The organism is Rahnella perminowiae, from assembly GCF_019049695.1.
Classification (GTDB): domain Bacteria; phylum Pseudomonadota; class Gammaproteobacteria; order Enterobacterales; family Enterobacteriaceae; genus Rahnella; species Rahnella perminowiae.
In genome coordinates this window covers 1-21,170 of record NZ_JAFMOT010000172.1, presented here as the reverse complement: position 1 = coordinate 21,170, position 21,170 = coordinate 1, and the positions used below count along the sequence as shown (strand labels likewise).

Sequence of the window (21,170 nt, the reverse complement as noted above, 5' to 3'; positions counted from 1 at the left end):
GTGAATATTAATCATCCCCTGGCCTCATTTTAACGTTGACACTTTGCCCGCTTTCCGTCATTTTCTATCTATACGTTTAGACGTCCAAACGTCCATTATAACGAACCATAATCAAAACGCAGTGATCCATGAGGTAGTGTTTATGAGCTTTTTCCACGCAAACCAGCGCGAAGCGCTGAACCAGAATCTGGCAGAGTTACAGGGTCAGATTAACGTTTCTTTCGAATTTTTCCCGCCACGCACCAGCGAGATGGAAGATACGTTGTGGAGTTCTATTGACCGCCTCAGCAGCCTTAAGCCTAAGTTTGTTTCTGTCACCTACGGGGCAAACTCCGGTGAACGCGACCGTACACACAGCATCATCAAAGGTATTAAAGAACGTACCGGTCTGGAAGCTGCACCGCATCTGACCTGTATTGATGCCAGCCGTGATGAACTACGTCAAATCGCACAGGATTACTGGGAAAGTGGCATCCGCCACATTGTAGCTCTGCGTGGTGATTTACCGGCAGGCGGCGGCAAGCCGGAAATGTATGCCACCGATCTGGTAAAGTTGCTGAAAGAAGTGGGTGACTTTGATATTTCCGTTGCGGCCTATCCGGAAGTGCATCCTGAAGCTAAAAGCGCACAGTCAGATCTGATTAACCTGAAACGCAAAATTGATGCCGGTGCGAACCGCGCTATCACGCAGTTTTTCTTCGATGTGGAAAGCTATCTGCGTTTCCGTGACCGCTGTGCCGGTCAGGGGATTGATGTGGAAATTGTGCCGGGTATTCTGCCGGTGTCCAACTTCAAACAGCTGACCCGCTTTGCGACGATGACCAATGTGCGTGTACCGCACTGGATGAACAGCCTGTTCGAAGGGCTGGATAACGACGCCGAAACCCGCAAAATGGTTGGCGCCAACATCGCGATGGACATGGTGAAAATCCTCAGCCGTGAAGGTGTAAAGGACTTCCATTTCTATACCCTGAACCGTGCAGAAATGAGTTACGCAATTTGCCACACACTGGGTGTGCGTCCGGAAATTGACGTGCCGGTTCGCGCCTAATATTTTGCCCTACGCTGAATACAAAAAACCCGCGAATTCGCGGGTTTTTCTTTAGATAGCTTCAGCAGACATTAGCCGGTATTACGCATACCCGCTGCCACGCCGGCAATCGTCACCATCAACGCCTGCTCTACATTCGCATCCTGCTTACCGTCTTTTTCCAGCTCGCGGGAACGGTGCAGCAATTCAGCCTGCAATACGTTCAGCGGGTCAGTGTAGACGTTACGCAGGGCGATAGATTCCGCAATCCACGGTAAATCTTCCATCAGGTGATCGTCGTTAGAAATCGCCAGGATCACTTTAATGTCGCTTGCCAGCTGATCGCGCAGTTGCTGACCGAGCGGCCACAGCTCTTTCTCTACCAGACGATGATCGTAGTATTCCGCCAGCCACAGGTCCGCTTTCGCAAATACCATTTCCAGCATGCCGATGCGGGTGGAGAAGAACGGCCAGTCGCGGCACATGGTTTCCAGCTCGTCACGTTTCCCGCCATCGACCACGGCCTGTAAACCGGCACCGGCGCCCAGCCAGGCTGGTAGCATCAGACGGTTTTGCGTCCAGGCGAAAATCCACGGGATGGCGCGAAGGCTTTCGACGCCACCACTGGCTTTACGTTTCGCCGGTCGTGAACCCAGCGGCAGTTTCGCCAGTTCCTGTTCCGGAGTTGCTGCACGGAAGTAAGGCACGAAGTCTTTATTCTCGCGGATATAACCCCGGTACATTTTGCAGGACACGTCAGACAGCTGTTCCATAATATCTACCCAGGCTTGCTTCGGCTCAGGCGGTGGCAACAGGTTGGCTTCCAGAATCGCAGACGTGTACAGCGCCAGGCTGCTGATAGTGACTTCCGGCAATCCGAATTTGAAGCGGATCATTTCGCCCTGTTCGGTCACGCGCAGGCCGCCTTTCAGGCTGCCCGGAGGCTGAGATAACAACGCTGCCTGTGCCGGTGCACCGCCACGGCCGATAGAACCGCCGCGTCCGTGGAACAGTGTCAGGGCAATCCCGGCTTTCTCGCAGGTTTTGATCAGAGCATCCTGAGCACGGTATTGTGCCCATGATGCGGCCATCACGCCCGCGTCTTTTGCGGAGTCGGAATAGCCAATCATCACCATTTGTTTGCCCTGAATGAAACCGCGATACCAGTCAATGCTCAGCAACTGTTTCATGACATCGTCGGCATTGTTCAGGTCGTCGAGCGTTTCGAACAGCGGCGCGACAGGCATCGGGAACGGACAACCGGCTTCTTTGAGCAGCAGGTGTACGGCCAGCACGTCAGACGGTGTACGCGCCATCGAAATGACATACGCTGCAATCGAGCCTTCCGGTGCCTCGGCAATCACCTGACAGGTATCGAGCACTTCTTTGGTGTCGGCACTCGGTTCCCAGTGACGTGGCACCAGCGGACGTTTTGAATTCAGTTCACGGATCAGGAAAGCCTGTTTATCGGATTCTGACCAGCTTTCATAATCGCCCAGACCGAGATAGCGGGTGATTTCAGCGATAGCATCGGTGTGGCGGGTACTTTCCTGACGCACGTCGATACGCACCAGAGGCACGCCGAAGCAGCGCACGCGGCGCAGGGTATCCAGCAACTGGCCGTTGGCAATAATGCCCATATTGCAGGCTTGCAGCGACTGGTAACAGGCGTATAGCGGTGCCCACAGCTGGTCATTTTTCACCAATAAATCATGAGGGCGCGCAACGCGTTCGCCTTTCAGACGAGCTTCCAGATAAACCTGCGTATTGGTCAGCTGAGCACGCAGCTGTTTCATGATTTCACGGTAAGGTTCGATGATATCCGCCCCTCCCGCCAGCTCACGCAGTTCCGGCGTACATTCGGTCATCGACAATTCTGATACCAGCACCGCGATATCACGCAGGAACAGGTCAGTCGCTTTCCAGCGGCTCAGCAACAGCACGTGGCGGGTAATATCGGCCGTCACGTTCGGGTTACCGTCGCGGTCGCCGCCCATCCATGAAGTGAAGCGAACCGGCACGGCTTCCACGGGCATTTTATAATCCAGTGACGTTTCCAGTTGTTCGTTCAGTTCACGCAGGAAAGCGGGTACGCCTTCCCACAGGCTGTTTTCAACGACCGCAAAGCCCCATTTAGCTTCATCCACAGGAGAAGGCCGGTTTTTACGGATTTCATCGGTGTGCCATGACTGCGCGATCAACTGACGCAAACGACGCATGATTTGTTTGCGTTCGTAATCGGCCAGATCGTTATGGTCGAGCTGCTTGAGGCAGTTATTCACTTCGACCAGTTTGTGGATCAGTGTGCGGCGGGCAATTTCTGTCGGGTGCGCGGTCAGTACCAGTTCAATAGAAAGCTGGTCGACAGCATCACGCAGCTGTTGTTCTGAGAGATTTTTGGATTTCAGGCGATCGAACAATTGTGCCAGGGCTTCAGGATTACTGGCCGCTTCGCCATGTGGCGAAATGCTGTGATATTGTTCAGCCACGTTGGCTAAATTCAGAAACTGGCTAAAAGCACGGGCAACAGGCAGCAGCTCATCATTGGAGAGATTTTGCAACGTTGACAGTAATTCTTGTCGATCCGCGTCGTTTCCGGCACGGGAGGATTTCGACAGCTTACGGATTTTCTCAACACGATCCAGGATATGCTCTCCCAACGTATCTTTGATCGTGTCGCCTAGCAATTTACCTAAGGTACTGACATTACTTCGCATTGCGGAATATTGTTCGTTCATATTACCTCTGACCCGTTCTCTCGTTTAATTTTTATATTCTGTAAATAACTTTCACCCGTCAGGCATTCTTGCCCCGTTCACCCTGCCAACCTGGCCATACTTTTAAATGCAGCACTTGTTTTAACCCAAAAACCCCTCATCACTCACGTGAAAAATGGTCTTTTTGGCCATGTCGCTGAAATTTAATTACAACCGCGACGATATCAGTTTGGCTAATCCTGCTTTTGTTCAATAGCAACGTTGTACAGTATCAAAGGGCGCCCGTAAGCGCCCTGTTTGTTTCTTCATCAGTGCGTCATTCAGTATCAGTGATAGCAGAAATGATGAACGACCTGAGAAATCAGCTCGCGAGTCGGTTTAATGAACGCCATATCAATATATTCATCTGGCTGATGCGCCTGATCGATAGAACCCGGTCCGAGTACCAGTGTCGGACACAGTTCCTGAATAAACGGTGCCTCGGTGCAGTAGTTAACAATTTCTGTTTCCACACCCAGCAGTTTTTCGACTACCTGTACCAGCGGGTGATCCGGCGGACATTCATAACCTGGGATGGGCGGATGCAGTTCTTCAATCTCAATACGTCCCGGCCAGCGTTCACTGACCGGGGCCAGCGCTTCGTTCAGCAGACCGTCAATCTCAGTCAGCGTCAGACCCGGCAGCGGGCGGATATCCATATGCATTTCGCAGCACGCGCAAATGCGGTTTGGCGCATCGCCGCCGTTGATATAACCAAAGTTCATGGTCGGGTACGGGATCACGAAACCACTGTGGTTGTAACGGCTTTTCAGCGTATTGCGCAGCGTCATTAAATGGGTAATCGATTCGTGCATCAGTTCAATAGCGTTCACGCCGCGGGACGGATCACTGGAGTGGCCGGACTGACCGGTGATACGAATAGCATTTGACAGATGTCCCTTGTGTGCACGAACCGGCTTGAGCGAAGTAGGTTCACCGATGATGGCGCAGTCAGGGCGGATCTTTGCGTTTTTGGAAAAATAGCTGGCACCGGCCATCGTGGTTTCTTCATCCGCAGTCGCCAAAATATACAGCGGTTTAGTCAGTTTAGTCAGATCAACATCGCGCAGTGAATCGAGGATAAAGGCGAAGAAACCTTTCATGTCGGCAGTCCCTAAACCATAGAGCTTATTTTCATGCTCGGTCAGGGTGAAAGGATCACGTGTCCAGCGGCCATCATCGAACGGAACGGTATCGGTATGGCCTGCCAGCAGTAAACCACCCGCGCCTTCGCCAGTACTGGCTAACATGTTGAATTTATGGCGTGTTCCTGGAACGGGTTGCACTTCGACTTTGAAGCCTAAATCACCGAACCAGCCTGCCAGTAAATTGATTAACGTTTCATTGCTCTGGTCCAGTGCAGCATCTGTCGCGCTGATGGAAGGGGTGGCGATTAACGCCCGGTAGAGCTCAATAAAAGGAGGTAATTTCATCTTCACTGTTGACAGCCTTTAGTTAGGGTAGTATTCATATTCATGCAATAATTGTGAATAAAAATACAATAAGCCAGCGCGTAAGGAAACCGGAAAAAAATTCATCCGGCCCTACCCCAAAATTGAGAAGGTGAACAAGCCCTATGTTGAATACGCTGATTGTTGGTGCCACAGGTTATGCCGGAGCTGAACTCGCTGCTTACCTGAATCGCCATCCACAGATGAACATAACCGGTTTAACGGTTTCAGCGCAAAGTGCAGATGCAGGAAAATCACTTTCTGATTTGCATCCTCAATTAAAAGGCATCGTCGATTTGCCTGTTTTGCCTCTGACTGATGTGGCTGAAGCAGCGAAAGGTGTCGATGTTGTTTTTCTGGCGACAGCGCATGAAGTCAGCCACGATTTAGCACCACAGTTTCTGGCGGCGGGCTGCGTGGTGTTTGACCTGTCCGGTGCTTTCCGCGTCAGCAAACCTGAGTTTTACACTGAATTCTACGGCTTTGAGCATCAGCATCTCGAACTGCTCGATCAGGCTGTATACGGCCTGGCCGAATGGCAGGCTGACAAATTAAAAGACGCACAGCTGATTGCTGTTCCGGGCTGTTACCCGACCGCGTCACAGCTGGCGCTCAAACCCCTTATCGACAATGGTTTGCTTAATGACAGCCAGTGGCCGGTCATCAATGCCACCAGCGGTGTCAGCGGCGCTGGCCGTAAAGCGACACTCGGCAACAGTTTCTGCGAAGTCAGTCTTCAGCCTTACAAACTCTTCAGCCACCGTCATCAGCCAGAAATTGCCGAACATCTTGGCGTGCCGGTGATTTTCACGCCGCATTTGGGCAATTTTCCGCGCGGTATTCTGGCGACTATCACCTGCCGTCTGAACGCGGGTGTGACGGAGCAGGACGTGGCGGAAGCCTTCCATAATGCGTATCACGATAAACCGCTGGTACGTTTGTACACCAAAGGCGTCCCGGCGCTGAAAGATGTGGTCGGTCTGCCATTCTGCGATATCGGTTTTGCGGTGAAAGGTGAACATCTGATTGTGGTAGCGACGGAAGATAACGTGCTCAAAGGCGCGTCTGCTCAGGCAGTTCAGTGCATGAATATCCGTTTCGGCTTCCCGGAAACACAATCATTGCTTTAACCAGCCGTCAGATTGACTGTAAACAGAAAACAACCGCCCCTGAGCGTTTATTCAGACGCGCAGGGGTGTTAGATTAAATTAAACGTATTGTTATTAATTAACATTCTCAACCGGTCGGGGCGCGAACAGCTATGAATCCGTTAGTCATCAAGTTAGGTGGTGTGTTGCTGGACAATGAAGAAGCACTTGAGCGCCTGTTCATGGCAATAGTGGCTTATCGCCAGGAATATCACCGCCCGCTGGTTATTGTTCATGGTGGTGGCTGCCTGGTTGACGAGCTGATGAAAAAGCTGAATCTGCCTGTCGTGAAAAAAGCCGGTCTGCGCGTGACACCGGCTGATCAGATTGACATTATCACGGGTGCACTCGCCGGCAGCGCGAACAAAACTCTGTTGGCGTGGGCGGTCAAAAATCACATCAACGCGGTTGGCCTGTCTCTGGCTGACGGCGGCACCGTCAGCGTTACGCAACTGGATGCATCACTGGGCTTCGTCGGTAAAGCCGAAGCGGGTGATCCGGCGCTGATTAACACATTGCATGGCGCAGGCTACCTGCCGATTGTCAGTTCTATTGGCATCACCGCAACCGGTGAGCTGATGAATGTTAACGCCGATCAGGCAGCAACTGCACTGGCGGCCACGCTGGGCGCGGATCTGATCCTGCTGTCTGATGTCAGCGGAATTCTTGATGGCAAAGGCCAGCGTATTCCGGAAATGAGTGCAGAGAAAGCCGAACAGCTTATCGGGCAGGGTATTATCACCGATGGCATGATCGTCAAAGTTAACGCTGCGCTGGACGCTGCACGTTCTCTCGGACGTCCTGTGGATATCGCCAGCTGGCGTCACGCTGAGCAATTACCCGCACTGTTTAATGGCGTTGCGATCGGAACACGCATTCTGGGGTAATTCACCTCCCGGCAGGTTTAAATCTGACGCGCATTCGGTACACACTTTTGTCAGGGCGCAGCCATATTGCGCCCTTTTGCATAAAAAATTTCAGGAGCAGGAAAATGGCACTTTGGGGCGGACGTTTTACTCAGGCAGCAGATCAGCGGTTTAAAGAACTGAATGACTCACTGCGTTTCGATTACCGACTGGCGGAGCAGGATATTGTGGGCTCGGTAGCCTGGTCCAAAGCGCTGGTGACTGTGAATGTATTAACCGCTGACGAACAGCTTCAGCTGGAAGACGCATTGACTGTGTTGCTGGAAGAAGTCCGTGCCAATCCCCGCGCTATTTTAGCCAGTGATGCCGAAGATATTCATAGTTGGGTTGAAGGCAAACTGATCGACAAAGTTGGCAATCTCGGTAAGAAATTGCACACCGGCCGCAGCCGTAACGATCAGGTCGCGACTGACATCAAACTGTGGTGTAAAACACAGGTGGTTGAACTGCGTGAGGCGCTGCATCATTTGCAGCAGGCGCTGGTCGCCACGGCCGAAGCTAATCAGGACGCCGTGATGCCGGGTTACACCCATCTGCAACGCGCCCAGCCGGTGACGTTTGCACACTGGTGCATGGCGTATGTTGAAATGCTGGCGCGTGACGAAAGCCGCCTGAAAGACACGCTGGCTCGTCTGGACGTCAGTCCGCTGGGCTGTGGCGCACTGGCCGGTACTGCCTATCCGATGGATCGCGAACAACTGGCTGGCTGGTTAGGTTTCGCTTCTGCGACACGTAACAGCCTCGACAGTGTTTCTGATCGTGACCATGTTCTGGAGCTGCTTTCCAACGCGGCCATCAGCATGGTTCACCTTTCACGTTTTGCAGAAGACCTGATTTTCTTCAATACCGGTGAAGCGGCGTTTATCGATTTGTCCGATCGTGTCACCTCCGGCTCTTCCCTGATGCCACAGAAGAAGAACCCGGATGCACTGGAGCTGATCCGTGGTAAGTGTGGTCGTGTGCAGGGCGCGCTTACCGGTATGATGATGACGATGAAGGGTCTTCCGCTGGCGTACAACAAAGACATGCAGGAAGATAAAGAAGGGCTGTTCGACGCACTCGATACCTGGATGGATTGTCTGAACATGGCATCGCTGGTGCTGGATGGTATTCAGGTAAAACGCCCAAGGGCAAAAGAAGCCGCGCAACAGGGCTATGCTAACTCCACCGAACTGGCAGATTATCTGGTTGCCAAGGGTGTTCCGTTCCGTGAGGCGCACCATATTGTGGGTGAAGCGGTAGTGGAAGCGATTAATCAGGGCAAAGCGCTGGAAGAATTACCGCTGGCAGATTTGCAGAAATTCAGCAGCGTGATTGGCGACGATGTTTACGCCATTCTCGAACTGCAATCTTGTCTCGACAAACGAGCCGCTAAAGGCGGTGTTTCTCCGCAGCAGGTTGCACAGGCGATTGCTGATGCGAAGGCGCGTTTAGCGTAAATAAAAAAGGCGGATCATAGATCCGCCGAAAATTCACTAGTCTTACTTTGCTTTTTTGTCGGTAATGCAGGGATTTCTTGCCTTACTTCTTACAGCAGATCCTTATTGACGCTTACTGTGCCACTTCGCACACGTCTTGTGTTTCTGAATGGAGGTAAACCTCCAGATCGTCACTTCCCCCGATGTGGCGTCCTCCGATAAAGACTTGCGGCACTGTTGCCCGGCCCGTCACGGCGCGCAGGCTGACGGTGGTCGCGTCTTTACCTAATACAATTTCTTCATACTGAATGCCGCGTTCCTGCAACATTTGTTTGGCTTTCGCACAGAACGGACAGCCCGGTTTGGTGAATACGGACACGGATTCCTGCACTTTAAATTCTGGTGCCAGATACTTGAGCATGGTGTCAGCATCAGACACTTCAAACGGGTCGCCTGGCTTATTTGGCTCAACGAACATTTTCTCGACGACACCGTTGCGTACCAGCATGGAATAACGCCATGAACGCGGGCCGAAGCCTAAATCCGCTTTCTCTACCAGCATGTCCATCCCTTTGGTGAATTCACCGTTACCGTCCGGGATGAAAGTGATGTTGGAGGCGTTCTGTTCGGCTTTCCAGGCGTTCATCACGAAGGTGTCATTCACGGAAACGCACAGGATGCTGTCGACGCCGTGGTTTTTAAACACCGGAGCCAGTTCGTTGTAACGTGGCAGGTGACTCGAAGAACAGGTCGGGGTGAATGCACCCGGCAATGAAAATACGATCACTGTTTTATTTTTAAACAGATTGTCGCTGGAGAGATCTACCCATTGATCGCCCTGTCGGGTGTGAAAAGTAACGTGCGGTACGTGTCTACCTTCCTGGCTTGCAAACATGAATAACCTCTTAATTAATCAATAAAATAGAAAGTTTTTTCGGCATTTCTGCCTTGTTGGAAAGCATTATTCACGATAGTAGTTGATAGATATAATCGTTGATTGCTATCTTATCTATCGTTAACGACTATCGCATTGCCTTTTAGGGACTGGAGGAAAAATGAACATTCGTGATCTAGAGTATCTGGTGGCACTGGCTGAGTTTCGTCATTTTCGACGCGCAGCAGATTCATGCCATGTCAGCCAGCCGACATTAAGTGGTCAGATACGTAAACTGGAAGATGAACTTGGCGTTATGTTGCTTGAAAGAACCAGCCGCAAAGTGCTGTTTACGCAAGCCGGTTTGTTGCTGGTGGATCAGGCGCGCACGGTGTTGCGTGAAGTGAAAGTTCTGAAAGAGATGGCGAGTCAACAAGGCGAAGCGATGTCCGGCCCGATGCATATCGGCCTGATCCCGACAGTCGGGCCTTATCTGCTGCCTCAGATTATCCCCTCGTTGCATAAAACCTTCCCGAAACTGGAAATGTATCTGCATGAGGCGCAAACCCATCAGTTACTGTCTCAGCTTGACAGCGGAAAACTCGACTGTGCGATTCTGGCGCTGGTAAAAGAGAGCGAAGCGTTTATTGAAGTGCCGTTGTTTGATGAGCCGATGAGGCTGGCGATCTACGATGATCATCCGTGGGCATCGCGCGATCGTGTGGCGATGGCCGATCTGGCGGGTGAAAAATTACTGATGCTGGAAGACGGGCATTGCCTGCGTGATCAGGCACTCGGTTTCTGCTTCCAGGCGGGGGCGGATGAAGATACCCATTTCCGGGCAACCAGTCTGGAAACGCTGCGTAATATGGTGGCGGCGGGCAGCGGGATTACCTTGCTGCCATCCCTGGCTGTGCCCAATGAGCGCAGCCGTGACGGAGTGACGTATCTGACGTGTGACAAACCGGAACCGCGACGCACAATCGCGCTGGTATATCGTCCCGGTTCGCCACTGCGCGGGCGTTACGAGCAACTTGCGGAAGCCATCAAAGAGCACATGCAGCCTTACATGGACCGAACCGCAGTGTTAAAAAAGGCGGTTTAATCCGTTCAGTGCCGCAACGCGATAGGCTTCTGCCATGGTCGGATAGTTGAAGGTGGTATTAACGAAATACTCGATAGTATTACCTTCACCTTTCTGTTCCATAATCGCCTGGCCGATGTGAATAATCTCGGCCGCACGTTCACCAAAGCAGTGAATCCCCAGAATTTCTTTAGTATCCCGGTGGAACAGGAGCTTCAGGCTGCCCACGTTCATACCCGCAATTTGTGCGCGTGCCAGATGTTTAAACTGTGCGCGGCCCACTTCGTATGGCACTTTCATCGCCGTCAGTTCCTGCTCGGTTTTACCCACGGAACTGATTTCAGGGATGGTATAAATACCGGTCGGAATGTTTTCGATAAGGTGGACTTTCGCTTCGCCCTGAATCATGGCCTGCGCGGCAATCCGGCCCTGATCATAAGCCGCTGATGCCAGACTTGGATAGCCAATGACGTCACCTACCGCATAAATATGTGACAGCGCAGTCTGATACATGCTGTTCACTTTCAGCAGCCCGCGGCTGTCAGCTTCCAGACCAATATTCTCCAGACCCAGTTTATCGGTGTTACCCGTGCGTCCGTTGGCATACAGCAGCGCATCAGCCTTCACTTTTTTACCGGATTTGAGGTGCATGATCACACCGTCTTCCACGCCTTCGATCATCTCGAACTCTTCGTTGTGGCGGATGACCACACCGTTATTCCAGAAGTGATAGGACAGCGCATCTGACATTTCCTGATCGAGGAAAGACAGCAGGCGGTCACGGGTATTGATTAAGTCTACTTTGACGTTCAGACCGCGGAAGATTGACGCATATTCGCAGCCGATCACCCCCGCGCCGTAAATAATCACGTGGCGTGGCTCATGGCTCAGTTCGAGGATCAAATCGCTGTCGTAAATGCGCGGATGACCAAAATCGACATTGGCAGGCCGGTACGGGCGCGAGCCGCAGGCAATCACAATGTTATCTGCGGTAATCACTTCGTGTGTGTTATCGGCGTAGCGGATACTGATGGTATTGGCATCCACAAAACTGGCATCACCCGAGAACAGCTGGCATTGGTTTCTCTCATAGAAACCCTGGCGCATACGTGTTTGCTGATTAATCACTGAATCGGCGTGACGCAGGATGTCCGGGAAAGTGGAGCTCATTGTGCGGGAGTTATCGCTGTAGAGCGGGTTTTGGTTAAATTCGATGATTCTGCTGACGGCGTGGCGCAATGCTTTGGAAGGGATGGTTCCCCAGTGAGTACATCCGCCACCGACATTGTTATAGCGTTCGATGACAGCAACCCGGGCGCCTTGTTTAACCAGTCCCATGGCAGCGCCTTCTCCGCCAGGACCTGAGCCAATGATGATGGCATCAAAATGTGAGTGCTGTGGCATAGTTCGAAACCTATTTTTATACAAAATCACAACGAGAAAGTAACATATTACACCTATTTACCCCACATGCAGTTGTCATTTAATGGTAATGCAGCAACATTCTGACCCACTTTATGCTGTTGTATCTTTGGCTCCGACCGCTAAAAATTTTGATATAGTGAAGCGATATCAGGCGAATAATCAAAAAGAAGAATACTATCCGGATGAAGGTTATGGGCGTAAGAGCACAACAAAAAGAGCGCACGCGTCGTTCACTGATTGAGGCGGCTTTCAGCCAGCTCAGTGCCGAGCGCAGCTTTGCGAGTCTGAGTCTGCGTGAGGTTTCCCGCGAGGCAGGCATCGCGCCAACCTCCTTTTACCGGCATTTTCGCGATGTGGATGAACTGGGCCTGACAATGGTTGATGAAAGCGGGCTGATGCTGCGTCAGCTGATGCGCCAGGCACGCCAGCGCATTGCGAAAGGTGGCAGCGTGATCCGCACCTCAGTTTCCACATTTATGGAATTCATCGGTAACAATCCCAACGCATTTCGTCTGTTGTTGCGTGAACGCTCCGGTACGTCATCGGCGTTTCGTGCCGCCGTCGCCCGCGAAATTCAGCATTTTATTGCGGAACTTGCCGATTATCTGCAACTCGAAAACCATATGCCGCGCAGTTTTACCGAAGCGCAGGCTGAAGCGATGGTTATCATCGTTTTTAACGCCGGTGCGGAAGCGCTGGATGTGGATATTGCACAGCGCCGCCAGCTGGAAGAGCGGCTGGTATTGCAGCTGCGGATGATTTCCAAAGGCGCATATTACTGGTATCGCCGTCAGCAGGAACGGACGGCCGTGACTCCCCCTCAATAATATGACCAGAGGTAAAGAAAATGACCGAACAACCGAACCAGGATAATGGCACTCTGGTTTTGGCTTTGATTGCCGGGCTGTCGATTAATGGCACTTTCGATGCGTTATTCAGTTCTGTCGTAACGTTTTCGATCTTCCCGATCATTTCTCTGGTGTTAGCGGTGTATTGCCTGCACGTTCGTTACCACCGCAGTGAAATGCCGAAAGGGTTACCGGTTTTAGCCGCGGCTTGCTTTCTGCTGGGGCTGTTGCTGTACAGCACCATTGTGCGCGCGGAATACCCTGAACTGGGCTCGAACTTCGTGCCGTCGGTGATTTGTGTGGCGCTGATCTTCTGGATAGGTCTGAAGCTTAAAAAACGTAAGTCTTCCTCGCAGTAGTCCCTTTCTGATAACCCAACGAGGCAATCTGCGGATTGCCTTTTATTATTTCCCGCCAGTTAATGAACTGTCATTTCATTAATATCAAACCGATGTTCAATATTTAGAGATTGATCGCCCACTTCTTCATTTTTTTGCCATAAAGTTCGTTTGAGTGGCAAAAACCAAAAGGTTTTCATTCCTGCTCCTCGTTAATTTGAATCATGGCCGGACGAAATATTTTCGTTCGCATTCCGCCTACGCCTATAGGTGATTTAACAGAGGCAACACGGCAATGAAAACACGTAAAATCGGATTCTTTAATTACATCGCCTACGGGTCAGGCGATTTTCTGGGGGCGGGGACGACAGCCCTGACCGCAGCGTGGCTGCTCTATTTTTACACCACGTTCTGCGGGCTCTCGCCCATCGAAGCGACATTTATTTTTGCCACCGCACGCGTCGCTGATGCTGTGCTGAGTCCGCTGATGGGGTATCTCACCGATAACTTCGGCAATACCTGGCTCGGTAAGCGATTTGGTCGCCGCAAATTCTTCATCCTGTTAGGCATTCCCTGCGTGTTCAGCTACAGCTTCATGTGGGTGGGCGATATGGGATATGCCTATTATCTGCTGACCTATCTGCTGTTTGATATTGTTTACACGATGATTCTGGTGCCGTATGAAACATTGGTGCCGGAAATGACCGATGATTTCAAACAGAAAACTAAATTTTCCGGCGCCCGTATTGCTTTGGCACAGTTGTCAGCGATTCTGGCGGCCTTCCTGCCGGGTATTCTGTTGCAGCATTTTGGTAAAGATAACGCCATCTCCTTCTTCTATTCGAGCCTGGTCTTTGCCGTAATCTGCGCATTCGTTCTGACGCTGGTGTATTTCTTTACCTGGGAAAGACCGGAAGAGCTCAAATCTGAAGCCACGAAGAAAATTGAGCGCGAACGTCAGCAACTGACCCTGGCGCAAAGCCTGAAACGCCTGAAAGTCGAATTATCCTCGACGCTGCGCATCAAAATTTTCCGTCAGCATCTGGGGTTATATCTGGGCGGGTATATCGCGCAGGACGTGTTTAACGCCGTGTTCACCTATTACGTGGTGTTCGTGCTGATGCAAAGTGCTGCCACGGCCTCCAACCTTATGGGCATGATGGCCATCCTGCAATTTGTGGCGGTGATCGGCATGATCCCACTGTGTATCCGCTTTGGCCCTGCGCCTTCTTATCGTCTGGCTGTTTCTCTGTTCGGGCTGGCCGCTATCTCTTACGGCTTACTCTATTACGCAGGCATGAATGACTCGATGTCATTATTGTTGTTAATTTCCGCGCTGGCCGGTCTGGGCCGTGGGGGGATCAACTACGTGCCGTGGAACATTTACACCTATATCGCTGACGTTGATGAAACTATCACCGGCCAGCGCCGCGAAGGGATTTTCGCCGGCGTGATGACACTGACCCGTAAGGCGTCACAGGCCGGTGCGGTGATGCTGGTGGGTATTATCTTACAACTGGCCGGGTTTGTTTCCGGACAAAGCCAGCAGGTTCCGGCAGTCGGTCATACTATCCTTGGCGTGTTGGTGGTGGGTTCCCTGCTGATGCTCAGTATCGGTTTCACCATCTCTCTGTTCTTCCGTCTTAACCAGAAAACACACGGCGTGCTGACCCGCGAAACGCAGAAAATGCGTGATGCTAACCGTATCGTGCCGGAGCAAATTACGCCGGAAGACCGCGCTACGGTCGAAATGCTGACGGGGATGAAATATGAATCGCTGTGGGGTAATAACAACATCGGTTATCTGCATCGCAATAACCCGCCCCCTGAAAAGCTTACCCGTGAAAATACTGCCGAAATGCCGGTCCAGGGACGTTTATAAATTTTGAGTTCACAGGAGAACACCATGAAAGTTTTTGAAGTTAAACACAGTGCTTTGCTGCGACAGCCGGAACATTTCATTTCCCGCGGGGAACTGAAATCGCTGATCCACAACGTGACCAACAATCTGGTGAATATCGAAGATAAAACCGGTGAGTTCCTGCTGCGGTTGGACGATGGCCGCGTGATTGATACCAAAGGCTGGGCGGGCTGGGAATGGACGCACGGCATCGGGCTTTATGGAATTTATCAGTATTATCAACAGACCGGCGACGAAAAAATGCGTGCGGTGATAGATGACTGGTTTACTGCGCGTCTGGCGGAAGGTACACCGACCAAGAACGTTAATACCATGAGCCCGTTCCTGACGCTGGCGTATCGCTACGAGGAAACCGGTAATGCGGCATGGCGTCCTTATCTGGAGCGCTGGGCTGAATGGGTAATGTACGAAATGCCGCGCACAGACAAAGGTGCGATGCAGCACATTGTTTATAACAACGAAAATCATCAGCAAATGTGGGACGACACGCTGATGATGAGCGTGCTGCCGCTGGCGAAAATCGGTACATTGCTGGGTCGCCCGGAATTTGTCGAAGAAGCGACGTATCAGTTCCTGATGCACGTGCAATATCTCATGGATCGCGAGACTGGTCTGTGGTTCCACGGCTGGACATTTGACGGCCATCATAACTTTGCTCAGGCCCGCTGGGCGCGCGGTAACAGCTGGCTGACGATTGCTATCCCGGAATTTCTTGAACTGGTGGATTTGCCGGAAAACAACGCCACCCGCCGCTATTTATTGCAGGTGCTGGAAAGTCAGGTCAGTGCGCTGGCAAAATGTCAGGACGATAGCGGTTTGTGGCATACGCTGCTTGATGACCCGCAGTCTTATCTTGAAAGCTCAGCGACTGCCGGTTTCGCCTACGGCATTCTGAAAGCCGTGCGTAAACGCTACATTGACGCGTCATATGCGCCGGTAGCGGAAAAAGCCATTCAGGGCGTAATTAAGCACATCAATCCCGCAGGGGAACTGACGCAAACGTCATTCGGTACGGCGATGGGTAACGATCTCGATTTTTATCGTGAAATCGCGCTGACCTCAATGCCTTACGGGCAGGCGATGGCTATCCTGTGTCTGTCAGAATATATGCGTGTTTATTTATAATATTGTGGATAACGGAATAATATAAAAACGGGCACTCAGAAGGTGCCCGTTTTTTTGTATTCGCCGTCAGAATTTTTCCAGCAGCACACCCGATTCCATATGGTGGGTGTACGGGAACTGATCAAACAACGCCAGACGGGTCACGCGGTGCGTTTTGCTCAGGGTTTCCAGATTTGCACACAACGTTTCCGGATTGCAGGAGATATAAAGAATACGTTCGTAGCCCGCGACCATTTTCACGGTTTCATCATCCAGTCCGCTGCGTGGCGGATCGACAAAAATCGTGTTGCATTCATATCCGCTTAAATCCACATCCTGCAGACGACGGAATTCGCGCACCCCATTGAGCGCCTGGGTAAAATCTTCAGCCGCCATGCGGATAATCTGCACATTATCAATCTGGTTAGCTGCAATGTTGAATTGTGCCGCAGCCACGGAAGGCTTGGCGATTTCTGTTGCCAGCACGCGGCGGAAGTTACGCGCCAGAGCCAGCGAGAAGTTGCCATTACCGCAGTAAAGCTCAAGCAAATCGCCGGTCGAGTTTTCCGTGGCCTTCAGCGCCCATTCCAGCATCTGAATATTCATCTCAGCGTTTGGCTGGGTGAAACTGTTTTCCACCTGACGATAAATCATATCGCGGCCAGCCACCGGAAGGACCTCGTCGACATAATCCTGGTCGAGCATGATTTTGGTTTTGGCGGCACGGCCAATCAGATGGATATCAAATCCCTCGGCGCGCAGGTGGTCGCGCAGAGTACTGGCAGCCTGCTGCCATTCGTCATCAAGCTTACGGTGGTAAAGCAGCGAGGCGATGATTTTGCCGCTGTGGGTCGATAAATAGTCGATCTGAAAAATCTTGCGGCGCAATGCCGGATCCTGCCTGATGGCCGCGATAAGCACTGGCATCAGACGGTTAATCAATTCGCTGGCGATCGGGAACTGATCCACACGCACGCGGGCTTTGGTCTGCTGATCGAACATGATGTGGTACAAATCGCCTTCATCATGCCAGACGCGGAACTCGGCGCGCATACGGTAATGGCTGACAGGAGAACGGAAAACGTCAGGCTGCGGCGCATTAAAAGGCGACATCATCGCCGTGAGACGTGCGGTCTTTTCCGCCAGCTGGTCGTCGTATTGTTCAATGGGCAGGTTTTCAGGCGTCATCGGTTATCTCGTCTAACAGGAAGTAAATGGGCAAACTTTGCGGGGGATTGTAGGGAAAGTCTCCCCTATGTCTACCTTTGTTGTATTTATATCAGGAAAGTTCATCCGACATTACGGATGTCTGGATTTCCAAATGGGTTGATCGTAGGATTGCGTTTCGGCCTCATTGACTGAGTTAAAAGGGAATCCGGTGTGAATCCGGAACTGGCGCGCAGCGGTATGGGGAAATCACGGCGATAGCATTCTTTATTATGCAGACACTGTTTCTTTTTTCTCTTTCCCTTTTTATATAAAGGCAAGAGAGAAGAGGAAATGGGAAGTCATCGCCCGGTGCGGATATTTTAATTGATTACGATGTAATTAATTAGCCTGCAAATCCTAAGTCCGAAGACCTGCCGATGTTACGTCGCATTAATCATCGTCGTCGCGAAATACCGTCGGTGATCCTCTGCGGCATCCGCCAATTAAGTTTGGATGCTCGATTTATGACAATTAAAAAGCATGTGCTGCTGACGGCATTATCCGTCACGGCTTTTTCAGGGTGGGCGCAGGACAACACTTCCACAAACAGCAGCGATGACATGGTCGTTACTGCCAACCGTTTTCCACAACCTGTTTCTTCTGTATTAGCGCCGACGGATATCGTCACGCGTGAAGATATTGACAGATGGCAGTCCAAATCCGTAGCTGATGTATTGCGTCGTTTACCAGGCGTGGATATTGCTCAGAACGGCGGAATGGGCCAGCAGACTTCATTATTCGTTCGCGGAACGAATGCCAGTCACACATTAGTGCTGATGGATGGCGTGCGTCTTAACCAGGCGGGTATTTCCGGCGCGGTGGATATCAGTCAGATCCCTATTTCTCTTGTTCAGCGTATTGAGTTTATTCGTGGCCCACGCTCCGCAGTTTATGGTTCCGATGCCATTGGTGGCGTGGTTAACATCATTACCACGCGCGATAAATTAGGCACGACTTTGACAGCCGGTATCGGATCAAATGGCTATCAGACTTATGATGGCTCAACGCAGCAGAAACTCGGTGAGAATACGGTTCTGACGCTGGCGGGGAACTATACCTATACAAAAGGGACCGATGTGGTGGCGAATCTGCCGGATACTTACGGTGATCCGCGTCAGCCCGATCGTGATGGCTTCATGAGTAAGACACTCTGGGCAGGTCTTGAGCATCAGTTCAATGATCAGTTCAGCGGTTTTGCCCGCGCATACGGTTTTGATAACCGCACGGCCTATGACGGAACATACAGTTACGCAGACCCGGCACACAGTGATGCGTTGCCTGACACGCGCCAGTTATACAGCCGGACTTACGATACCGGGTTGCGCTTCCAGCAAGGGATCTATTCGACGCAAATCAGCGGAAGCTACAGCAATACTAAAGACTATAATTATGACCCGAAATACGGTCCGTATTCCGCTTCTGCAACGCTGGACGATTCGGATCAATACAACCTGCAATGGGGGAATACTTTCCAGGTAGGGCAGGGGACCCTCAGCGCTGGCGCTGACTGGCAGAAACTCAGCACTCAGCCAGGCACCAATTATATTACCGATGGCTACACCCAACGAAACACGGGTGTATACGCGACAGCTCAGCAAAAAGTGAGCGATTTCACTTTTGAAGGCGCAGTGCGTAATGACGATAACTCACAGTTTGGTTCACATGGTACCTGGCAAAGTAGTGCTGCCTGGGAGTTTATTGACGGCTATCGTTTGATTGCGTCTTACGGGACAGCCTTTAAAGCGCCTAATCTGGGGCAGCTATATGGCAGTTTTGGCGGTAATGCCGATCTTAAGCCTGAAGAAAGTAAAGAATGGGAAGGTGGGCTGGAAGGCCTGACCGGGCCATTAAACTGGCGTTTGTCCGCTTATCGTAATGACATCGATCAGATGATCAGTTACGACAATCAGCAATCCGGTTATTACAATGTCGATAAGGCAACAATCAAGGGGGTTGAATGGACCGGATCTTTCGATACTGGCCCGTTGAGGCATCAGGTCACACTGGAATATTTAGATCCCCGCAATGCTGAAACCAACGAGATTTTATTACGCCGCGCTAAACAGCAGGCGAAATATCAGCTCGACTGGACAGTCGCTGATTTTGACTGGTCGCTCAATTATCAGTATTTGGGTGAACGATACGATAAGAATTACAACACCAGTGAAAATGTACGTCTGGGAGGCGTGAGTCTTTGGGATCTTGCGGTGTCATATCCGGTAACGTCACATCTCACGGTTCGTGGTAGAATTGCCAACCTCTTTGATAAAGATTACGAGACGGTTTATGGCTACGAAACACCAGGACGTGAGTACAACCTTACTGGAAGCTATACCTTCTGATACAACCCAAGTGCCTGATCGCCCGACAGTGCTGGTTTTCGATTCCGGCGTCGGCGGGTTATCGGTTTATGATGAGGTCCGGCAAATGTTGCCGGACCTGCACTATATATATGCCTTCGATAATGTGGCGTTCCCCTACGGGGAGAAATCCGAAGCGTTTATCGTTGAGCGTGTGGTTGAAATTGTCAGCGCTGTCGCAAAACGTCATCCCCTCTCTGTTATTGTCATCGCCTGTAATACCGCGAGTACCGTTTCCCTTCCTGCATTACGCGCTAAATTCAGTTGCCCTGTTGTCGGGGTTGTCCCCGCCATCAAACCTGCGGCTAAATTAACCCGTAATGGCGTGGTCGGATTGCTGGCGACTCGTGCGACAGTTCAGCGTCCTTATACTCATGACCTGGTTGCTCGCTTTGCGACGGATTGTCAGATTCTGATGCTGGGTTCTGCGGAACTGGTGGAACTGGCAGAAGCGAAGCTGCATGGCGAAGAGGTTTCGTTAGTCGCAATAAAGAAAATCCTGCATCCGTGGCTGCGTTTACGTGAACCGCCCGACACGGTGGTGTTAGGTTGCACCCATTTCCCGTTGCTTTCGCAGGAGCTGTCACAGGTTTTGCCCGATGGCACGCGTATGATCGACTCGGGTTCTGCGATTGCGAGGCGCGCACATTGGCTAATTGAGACTTCTCATGTGCCGGTCCCGGTAAAAAAAGCCGATGTGGAAATCGAGTGTGTCGCTTATTGCATGGCGATGACTGCAGAAGCGCAAAGTTTGCTGCCTGTTTTACAAGCATATGGCTTCAGAAGTATCCAGGAATTGCCGCTTTAAACGGCATTTGATGAAAGATTCAGCGGTCAGTAAATTATTTGTATTTTAGGGGTTGCGGGCTTTTGAGAACTCCCTATAATGCGCCTCCACTGACCGGGAACAACGACTGACAAGTCGCCTGGCCAGGAAGAGAAAAAGAAGAATGTTCGAATGAATAATCTCTTGACTCTTCAGCGGGAAAACGTAATATACGCCTCCCGCGCCGCATAAGATTCCTTGCGAACCGCGGCATGCTCTTTAACAATTTATCAGACAATCTGTGTGGGCACTCACAAGACGATATCAGCCACTTCGGTGGCAAAAAATATCAAGTCTTAGAGTGACCAAGCAGTAATTCATTTAGTGAATTATTACGAAGTAATCTCTGAGCACCGCTTAACATGTTTAAGCAAATCGAACTTTTAATTGAAGAGTTTGATCATGGCTCAGATTGAACGCTGGCGGCAGGCCTAACACATGCAAGTCGAGCG

The 21,170-nt window shown here is 51.3% G+C and carries 16 protein-coding genes, 1 rRNA gene and 1 riboswitch; of the genes, 12 read left to right on the top strand and 5 right to left on the bottom strand.

The window, feature by feature from the left end; translation table 11 throughout:
• The first annotated feature begins 142 nt into the window (after positions 1-142).
• Positions 143-1,051 carry a methylenetetrahydrofolate reductase gene (gene metF, locus J1781_RS10260; RefSeq protein ID WP_129955321.1) on the top strand — a complete coding sequence of 303 codons (909 nt, stop codon included), beginning with the start codon at positions 143-145 and terminating at the stop codon, positions 1,049-1,051.
• A gap of 71 nt (positions 1,052-1,122) precedes the next feature.
• Here metF and ppc read toward each other — a convergent pair whose 3' ends face one another.
• Both ppc and argE read right to left on the bottom strand, forming a co-directional pair.
• Positions 1,123-3,768 (bottom strand): phosphoenolpyruvate carboxylase, encoded by a 2,646-nt coding sequence (ppc, locus tag J1781_RS10255; protein WP_129955323.1) that lies wholly within the window; start codon positions 3,766-3,768, stop codon positions 1,123-1,125.
• Positions 3,769-4,073: 305 nt separating this feature from the next.
• Positions 4,074-5,225 (bottom strand): acetylornithine deacetylase, encoded by a 1,152-nt coding sequence (argE, locus tag J1781_RS10250; RefSeq protein ID WP_129992180.1) that lies wholly within the window; start codon positions 5,223-5,225, stop codon positions 4,074-4,076.
• A gap of 137 nt (positions 5,226-5,362) precedes the next feature.
• Here argE and argC point away from each other — a divergent pair, with 137 nt between their 5' ends.
• The 3 genes from argC to argH all read left to right on the top strand — a co-directional run bounded on the left by argC (position 5,363) and on the right by argH (position 8,750).
• A complete protein-coding gene (argC, locus tag J1781_RS10245) occupies positions 5,363-6,367 on the top strand; it encodes an N-acetyl-gamma-glutamyl-phosphate reductase (RefSeq protein ID WP_217233507.1) in 1,005 nt (334 codons plus the stop codon).
• Between the two features lie 131 nt (positions 6,368-6,498).
• Positions 6,499-7,272 carry an acetylglutamate kinase gene (gene argB, locus J1781_RS10240; RefSeq protein ID WP_129955328.1) on the top strand — a complete coding sequence of 258 codons (774 nt, stop codon included), beginning with the start codon at positions 6,499-6,501 and terminating at the stop codon, positions 7,270-7,272.
• A gap of 104 nt (positions 7,273-7,376) precedes the next feature.
• Complete coding sequence (argH, locus tag J1781_RS10235; RefSeq protein ID WP_129955330.1) at positions 7,377-8,750, top strand: argininosuccinate lyase; 1,374 nt, start codon at positions 7,377-7,379, stop codon at positions 8,748-8,750.
• 112 nt (positions 8,751-8,862) lie between these two features.
• On the opposite strand, the gene J1781_RS10230 is transcribed toward argH, so the two are convergent.
• Positions 8,863-9,624 (bottom strand): glutathione peroxidase, encoded by a 762-nt coding sequence (locus tag J1781_RS10230; protein ID WP_129955332.1) that lies wholly within the window; start codon positions 9,622-9,624, stop codon positions 8,863-8,865.
• Positions 9,625-9,784: 160 nt separating this feature from the next.
• Between J1781_RS10230 and oxyR the strand changes: the two genes are divergently transcribed.
• Positions 9,785-10,708: a DNA-binding transcriptional regulator OxyR gene (oxyR, locus tag J1781_RS10225; RefSeq protein WP_129955334.1), complete on the top strand. Its 924-nt coding sequence runs from the start codon at positions 9,785-9,787 to the stop codon at positions 10,706-10,708.
• On the opposite strand, the gene sthA is transcribed toward oxyR, so the two are convergent.
• Complete coding sequence (gene sthA, locus J1781_RS10220; protein ID WP_015699169.1) at positions 10,691-12,091, bottom strand: Si-specific NAD(P)(+) transhydrogenase; 1,401 nt, start codon at positions 12,089-12,091, stop codon at positions 10,691-10,693. The genes oxyR and sthA overlap by 18 nt on opposite strands.
• Before the next feature lie 212 nt (positions 12,092-12,303).
• On the opposite strand from sthA, the gene fabR reads away from it, so the two are divergent.
• The 4 genes from fabR (at position 12,304) to bglB (ending at position 16,344) form a co-directional block, all read left to right on the top strand.
• On the top strand, positions 12,304-12,939 hold the full coding sequence (gene fabR, locus J1781_RS10215; protein WP_165383770.1) for an HTH-type transcriptional repressor FabR: 636 nt from the start codon (positions 12,304-12,306) through the stop codon (positions 12,937-12,939).
• Between the two features lie 20 nt (positions 12,940-12,959).
• Positions 12,960-13,319 carry a YijD family membrane protein gene (locus J1781_RS10210; RefSeq protein WP_129955338.1) on the top strand — a complete coding sequence of 120 codons (360 nt, stop codon included), beginning with the start codon at positions 12,960-12,962 and terminating at the stop codon, positions 13,317-13,319.
• 274 nt (positions 13,320-13,593) lie between these two features.
• The gene (locus J1781_RS10205) at positions 13,594-15,180 is read left to right on the top strand and encodes an MFS transporter (RefSeq protein ID WP_129955340.1); all 1,587 of its coding nucleotides are present in this window, start codon (positions 13,594-13,596) and stop codon (positions 15,178-15,180) included.
• Between the two features lie 24 nt (positions 15,181-15,204).
• The gene (gene bglB / locus J1781_RS10200; RefSeq protein WP_129955342.1) at positions 15,205-16,344 is read left to right on the top strand and encodes a beta-galactosidase BglB; all 1,140 of its coding nucleotides are present in this window, start codon (positions 15,205-15,207) and stop codon (positions 16,342-16,344) included.
• Positions 16,345-16,410: 66 nt separating this feature from the next.
• Here the strand turns inward: bglB and trmA are convergent, their stop codons facing one another.
• A complete protein-coding gene (trmA, locus tag J1781_RS10195; RefSeq protein WP_217233506.1) occupies positions 16,411-17,511 on the bottom strand; it encodes a tRNA (uridine(54)-C5)-methyltransferase TrmA in 1,101 nt (366 codons plus the stop codon).
• A 141-nt stretch (positions 17,512-17,652) separates the two neighbouring features.
• Positions 17,653-17,925: riboswitch (cobalamin riboswitch) on the top strand.
• A 71-nt stretch (positions 17,926-17,996) separates the two neighbouring features.
• Between trmA and btuB the strand changes: the two genes are divergently transcribed.
• The 3 genes from btuB to J1781_RS10180 form a co-directional block, all read left to right on the top strand.
• Positions 17,997-19,874: a TonB-dependent vitamin B12 receptor BtuB gene (btuB, locus tag J1781_RS10190; protein WP_129992178.1), complete on the top strand. Its 1,878-nt coding sequence runs from the start codon at positions 17,997-17,999 to the stop codon at positions 19,872-19,874.
• Positions 19,819-20,700, top strand: a complete 882-nt coding sequence (gene murI, locus J1781_RS10185; protein ID WP_129955347.1) for a glutamate racemase — start codon at positions 19,819-19,821, stop codon at positions 20,698-20,700. Before btuB ends, murI begins: the two co-directional genes overlap by 56 nt.
• Positions 20,701-21,102: 402 nt before the next feature.
• Positions 21,103-21,170: ribosomal RNA gene (locus J1781_RS10180) — 16S ribosomal RNA — on the top strand; the annotation flags it as partial.

What these genes read in the sequence shown, in the direction of transcription:
- argB (WP_129955328.1), top strand. Translation starts at nt 6,499, where the DNA reads ATGAATCCGTTAGTCATCAAGTTAGGTGGTGTGTTGCTGGACAATGAA.
- argH (WP_129955330.1), top strand. Translation starts at nt 7,377, where the DNA reads ATGGCACTTTGGGGCGGACGTTTTACTCAGGCAGCAGATCAGCGGTTT.
- sthA (WP_015699169.1), bottom strand. Translation starts at nt 12,091, where the DNA reads ATGCCACAGCACTCACATTTTGATGCCATCATCATTGGCTCAGGTCCT.
- btuB (WP_129992178.1), top strand. Translation starts at nt 17,997, where the DNA reads ATGACAATTAAAAAGCATGTGCTGCTGACGGCATTATCCGTCACGGCT.
- murI (WP_129955347.1), top strand. Translation starts at nt 19,819, where the DNA reads ATGGCTACGAAACACCAGGACGTGAGTACAACCTTACTGGAAGCTATA.
- fabR (WP_165383770.1), top strand. Translation starts at nt 12,304, where the DNA reads ATGGGCGTAAGAGCACAACAAAAAGAGCGCACGCGTCGTTCACTGATT.
- metF (WP_129955321.1), top strand. Translation starts at nt 143, where the DNA reads ATGAGCTTTTTCCACGCAAACCAGCGCGAAGCGCTGAACCAGAATCTG.
- argC (WP_217233507.1), top strand. Translation starts at nt 5,363, where the DNA reads ATGTTGAATACGCTGATTGTTGGTGCCACAGGTTATGCCGGAGCTGAA.
- oxyR (WP_129955334.1), top strand. Translation starts at nt 9,785, where the DNA reads ATGAACATTCGTGATCTAGAGTATCTGGTGGCACTGGCTGAGTTTCGT.
- J1781_RS10205 (WP_129955340.1), top strand. Translation starts at nt 13,594, where the DNA reads ATGAAAACACGTAAAATCGGATTCTTTAATTACATCGCCTACGGGTCA.
- bglB (WP_129955342.1), top strand. Translation starts at nt 15,205, where the DNA reads ATGAAAGTTTTTGAAGTTAAACACAGTGCTTTGCTGCGACAGCCGGAA.
- ppc (WP_129955323.1), bottom strand. Translation starts at nt 3,768, where the DNA reads ATGAACGAACAATATTCCGCAATGCGAAGTAATGTCAGTACCTTAGGT.
- J1781_RS10210 (WP_129955338.1), top strand. Translation starts at nt 12,960, where the DNA reads ATGACCGAACAACCGAACCAGGATAATGGCACTCTGGTTTTGGCTTTG.
- J1781_RS10230 (WP_129955332.1), bottom strand. Translation starts at nt 9,624, where the DNA reads ATGTTTGCAAGCCAGGAAGGTAGACACGTACCGCACGTTACTTTTCAC.
- trmA (WP_217233506.1), bottom strand. Translation starts at nt 17,511, where the DNA reads ATGACGCCTGAAAACCTGCCCATTGAACAATACGACGACCAGCTGGCG.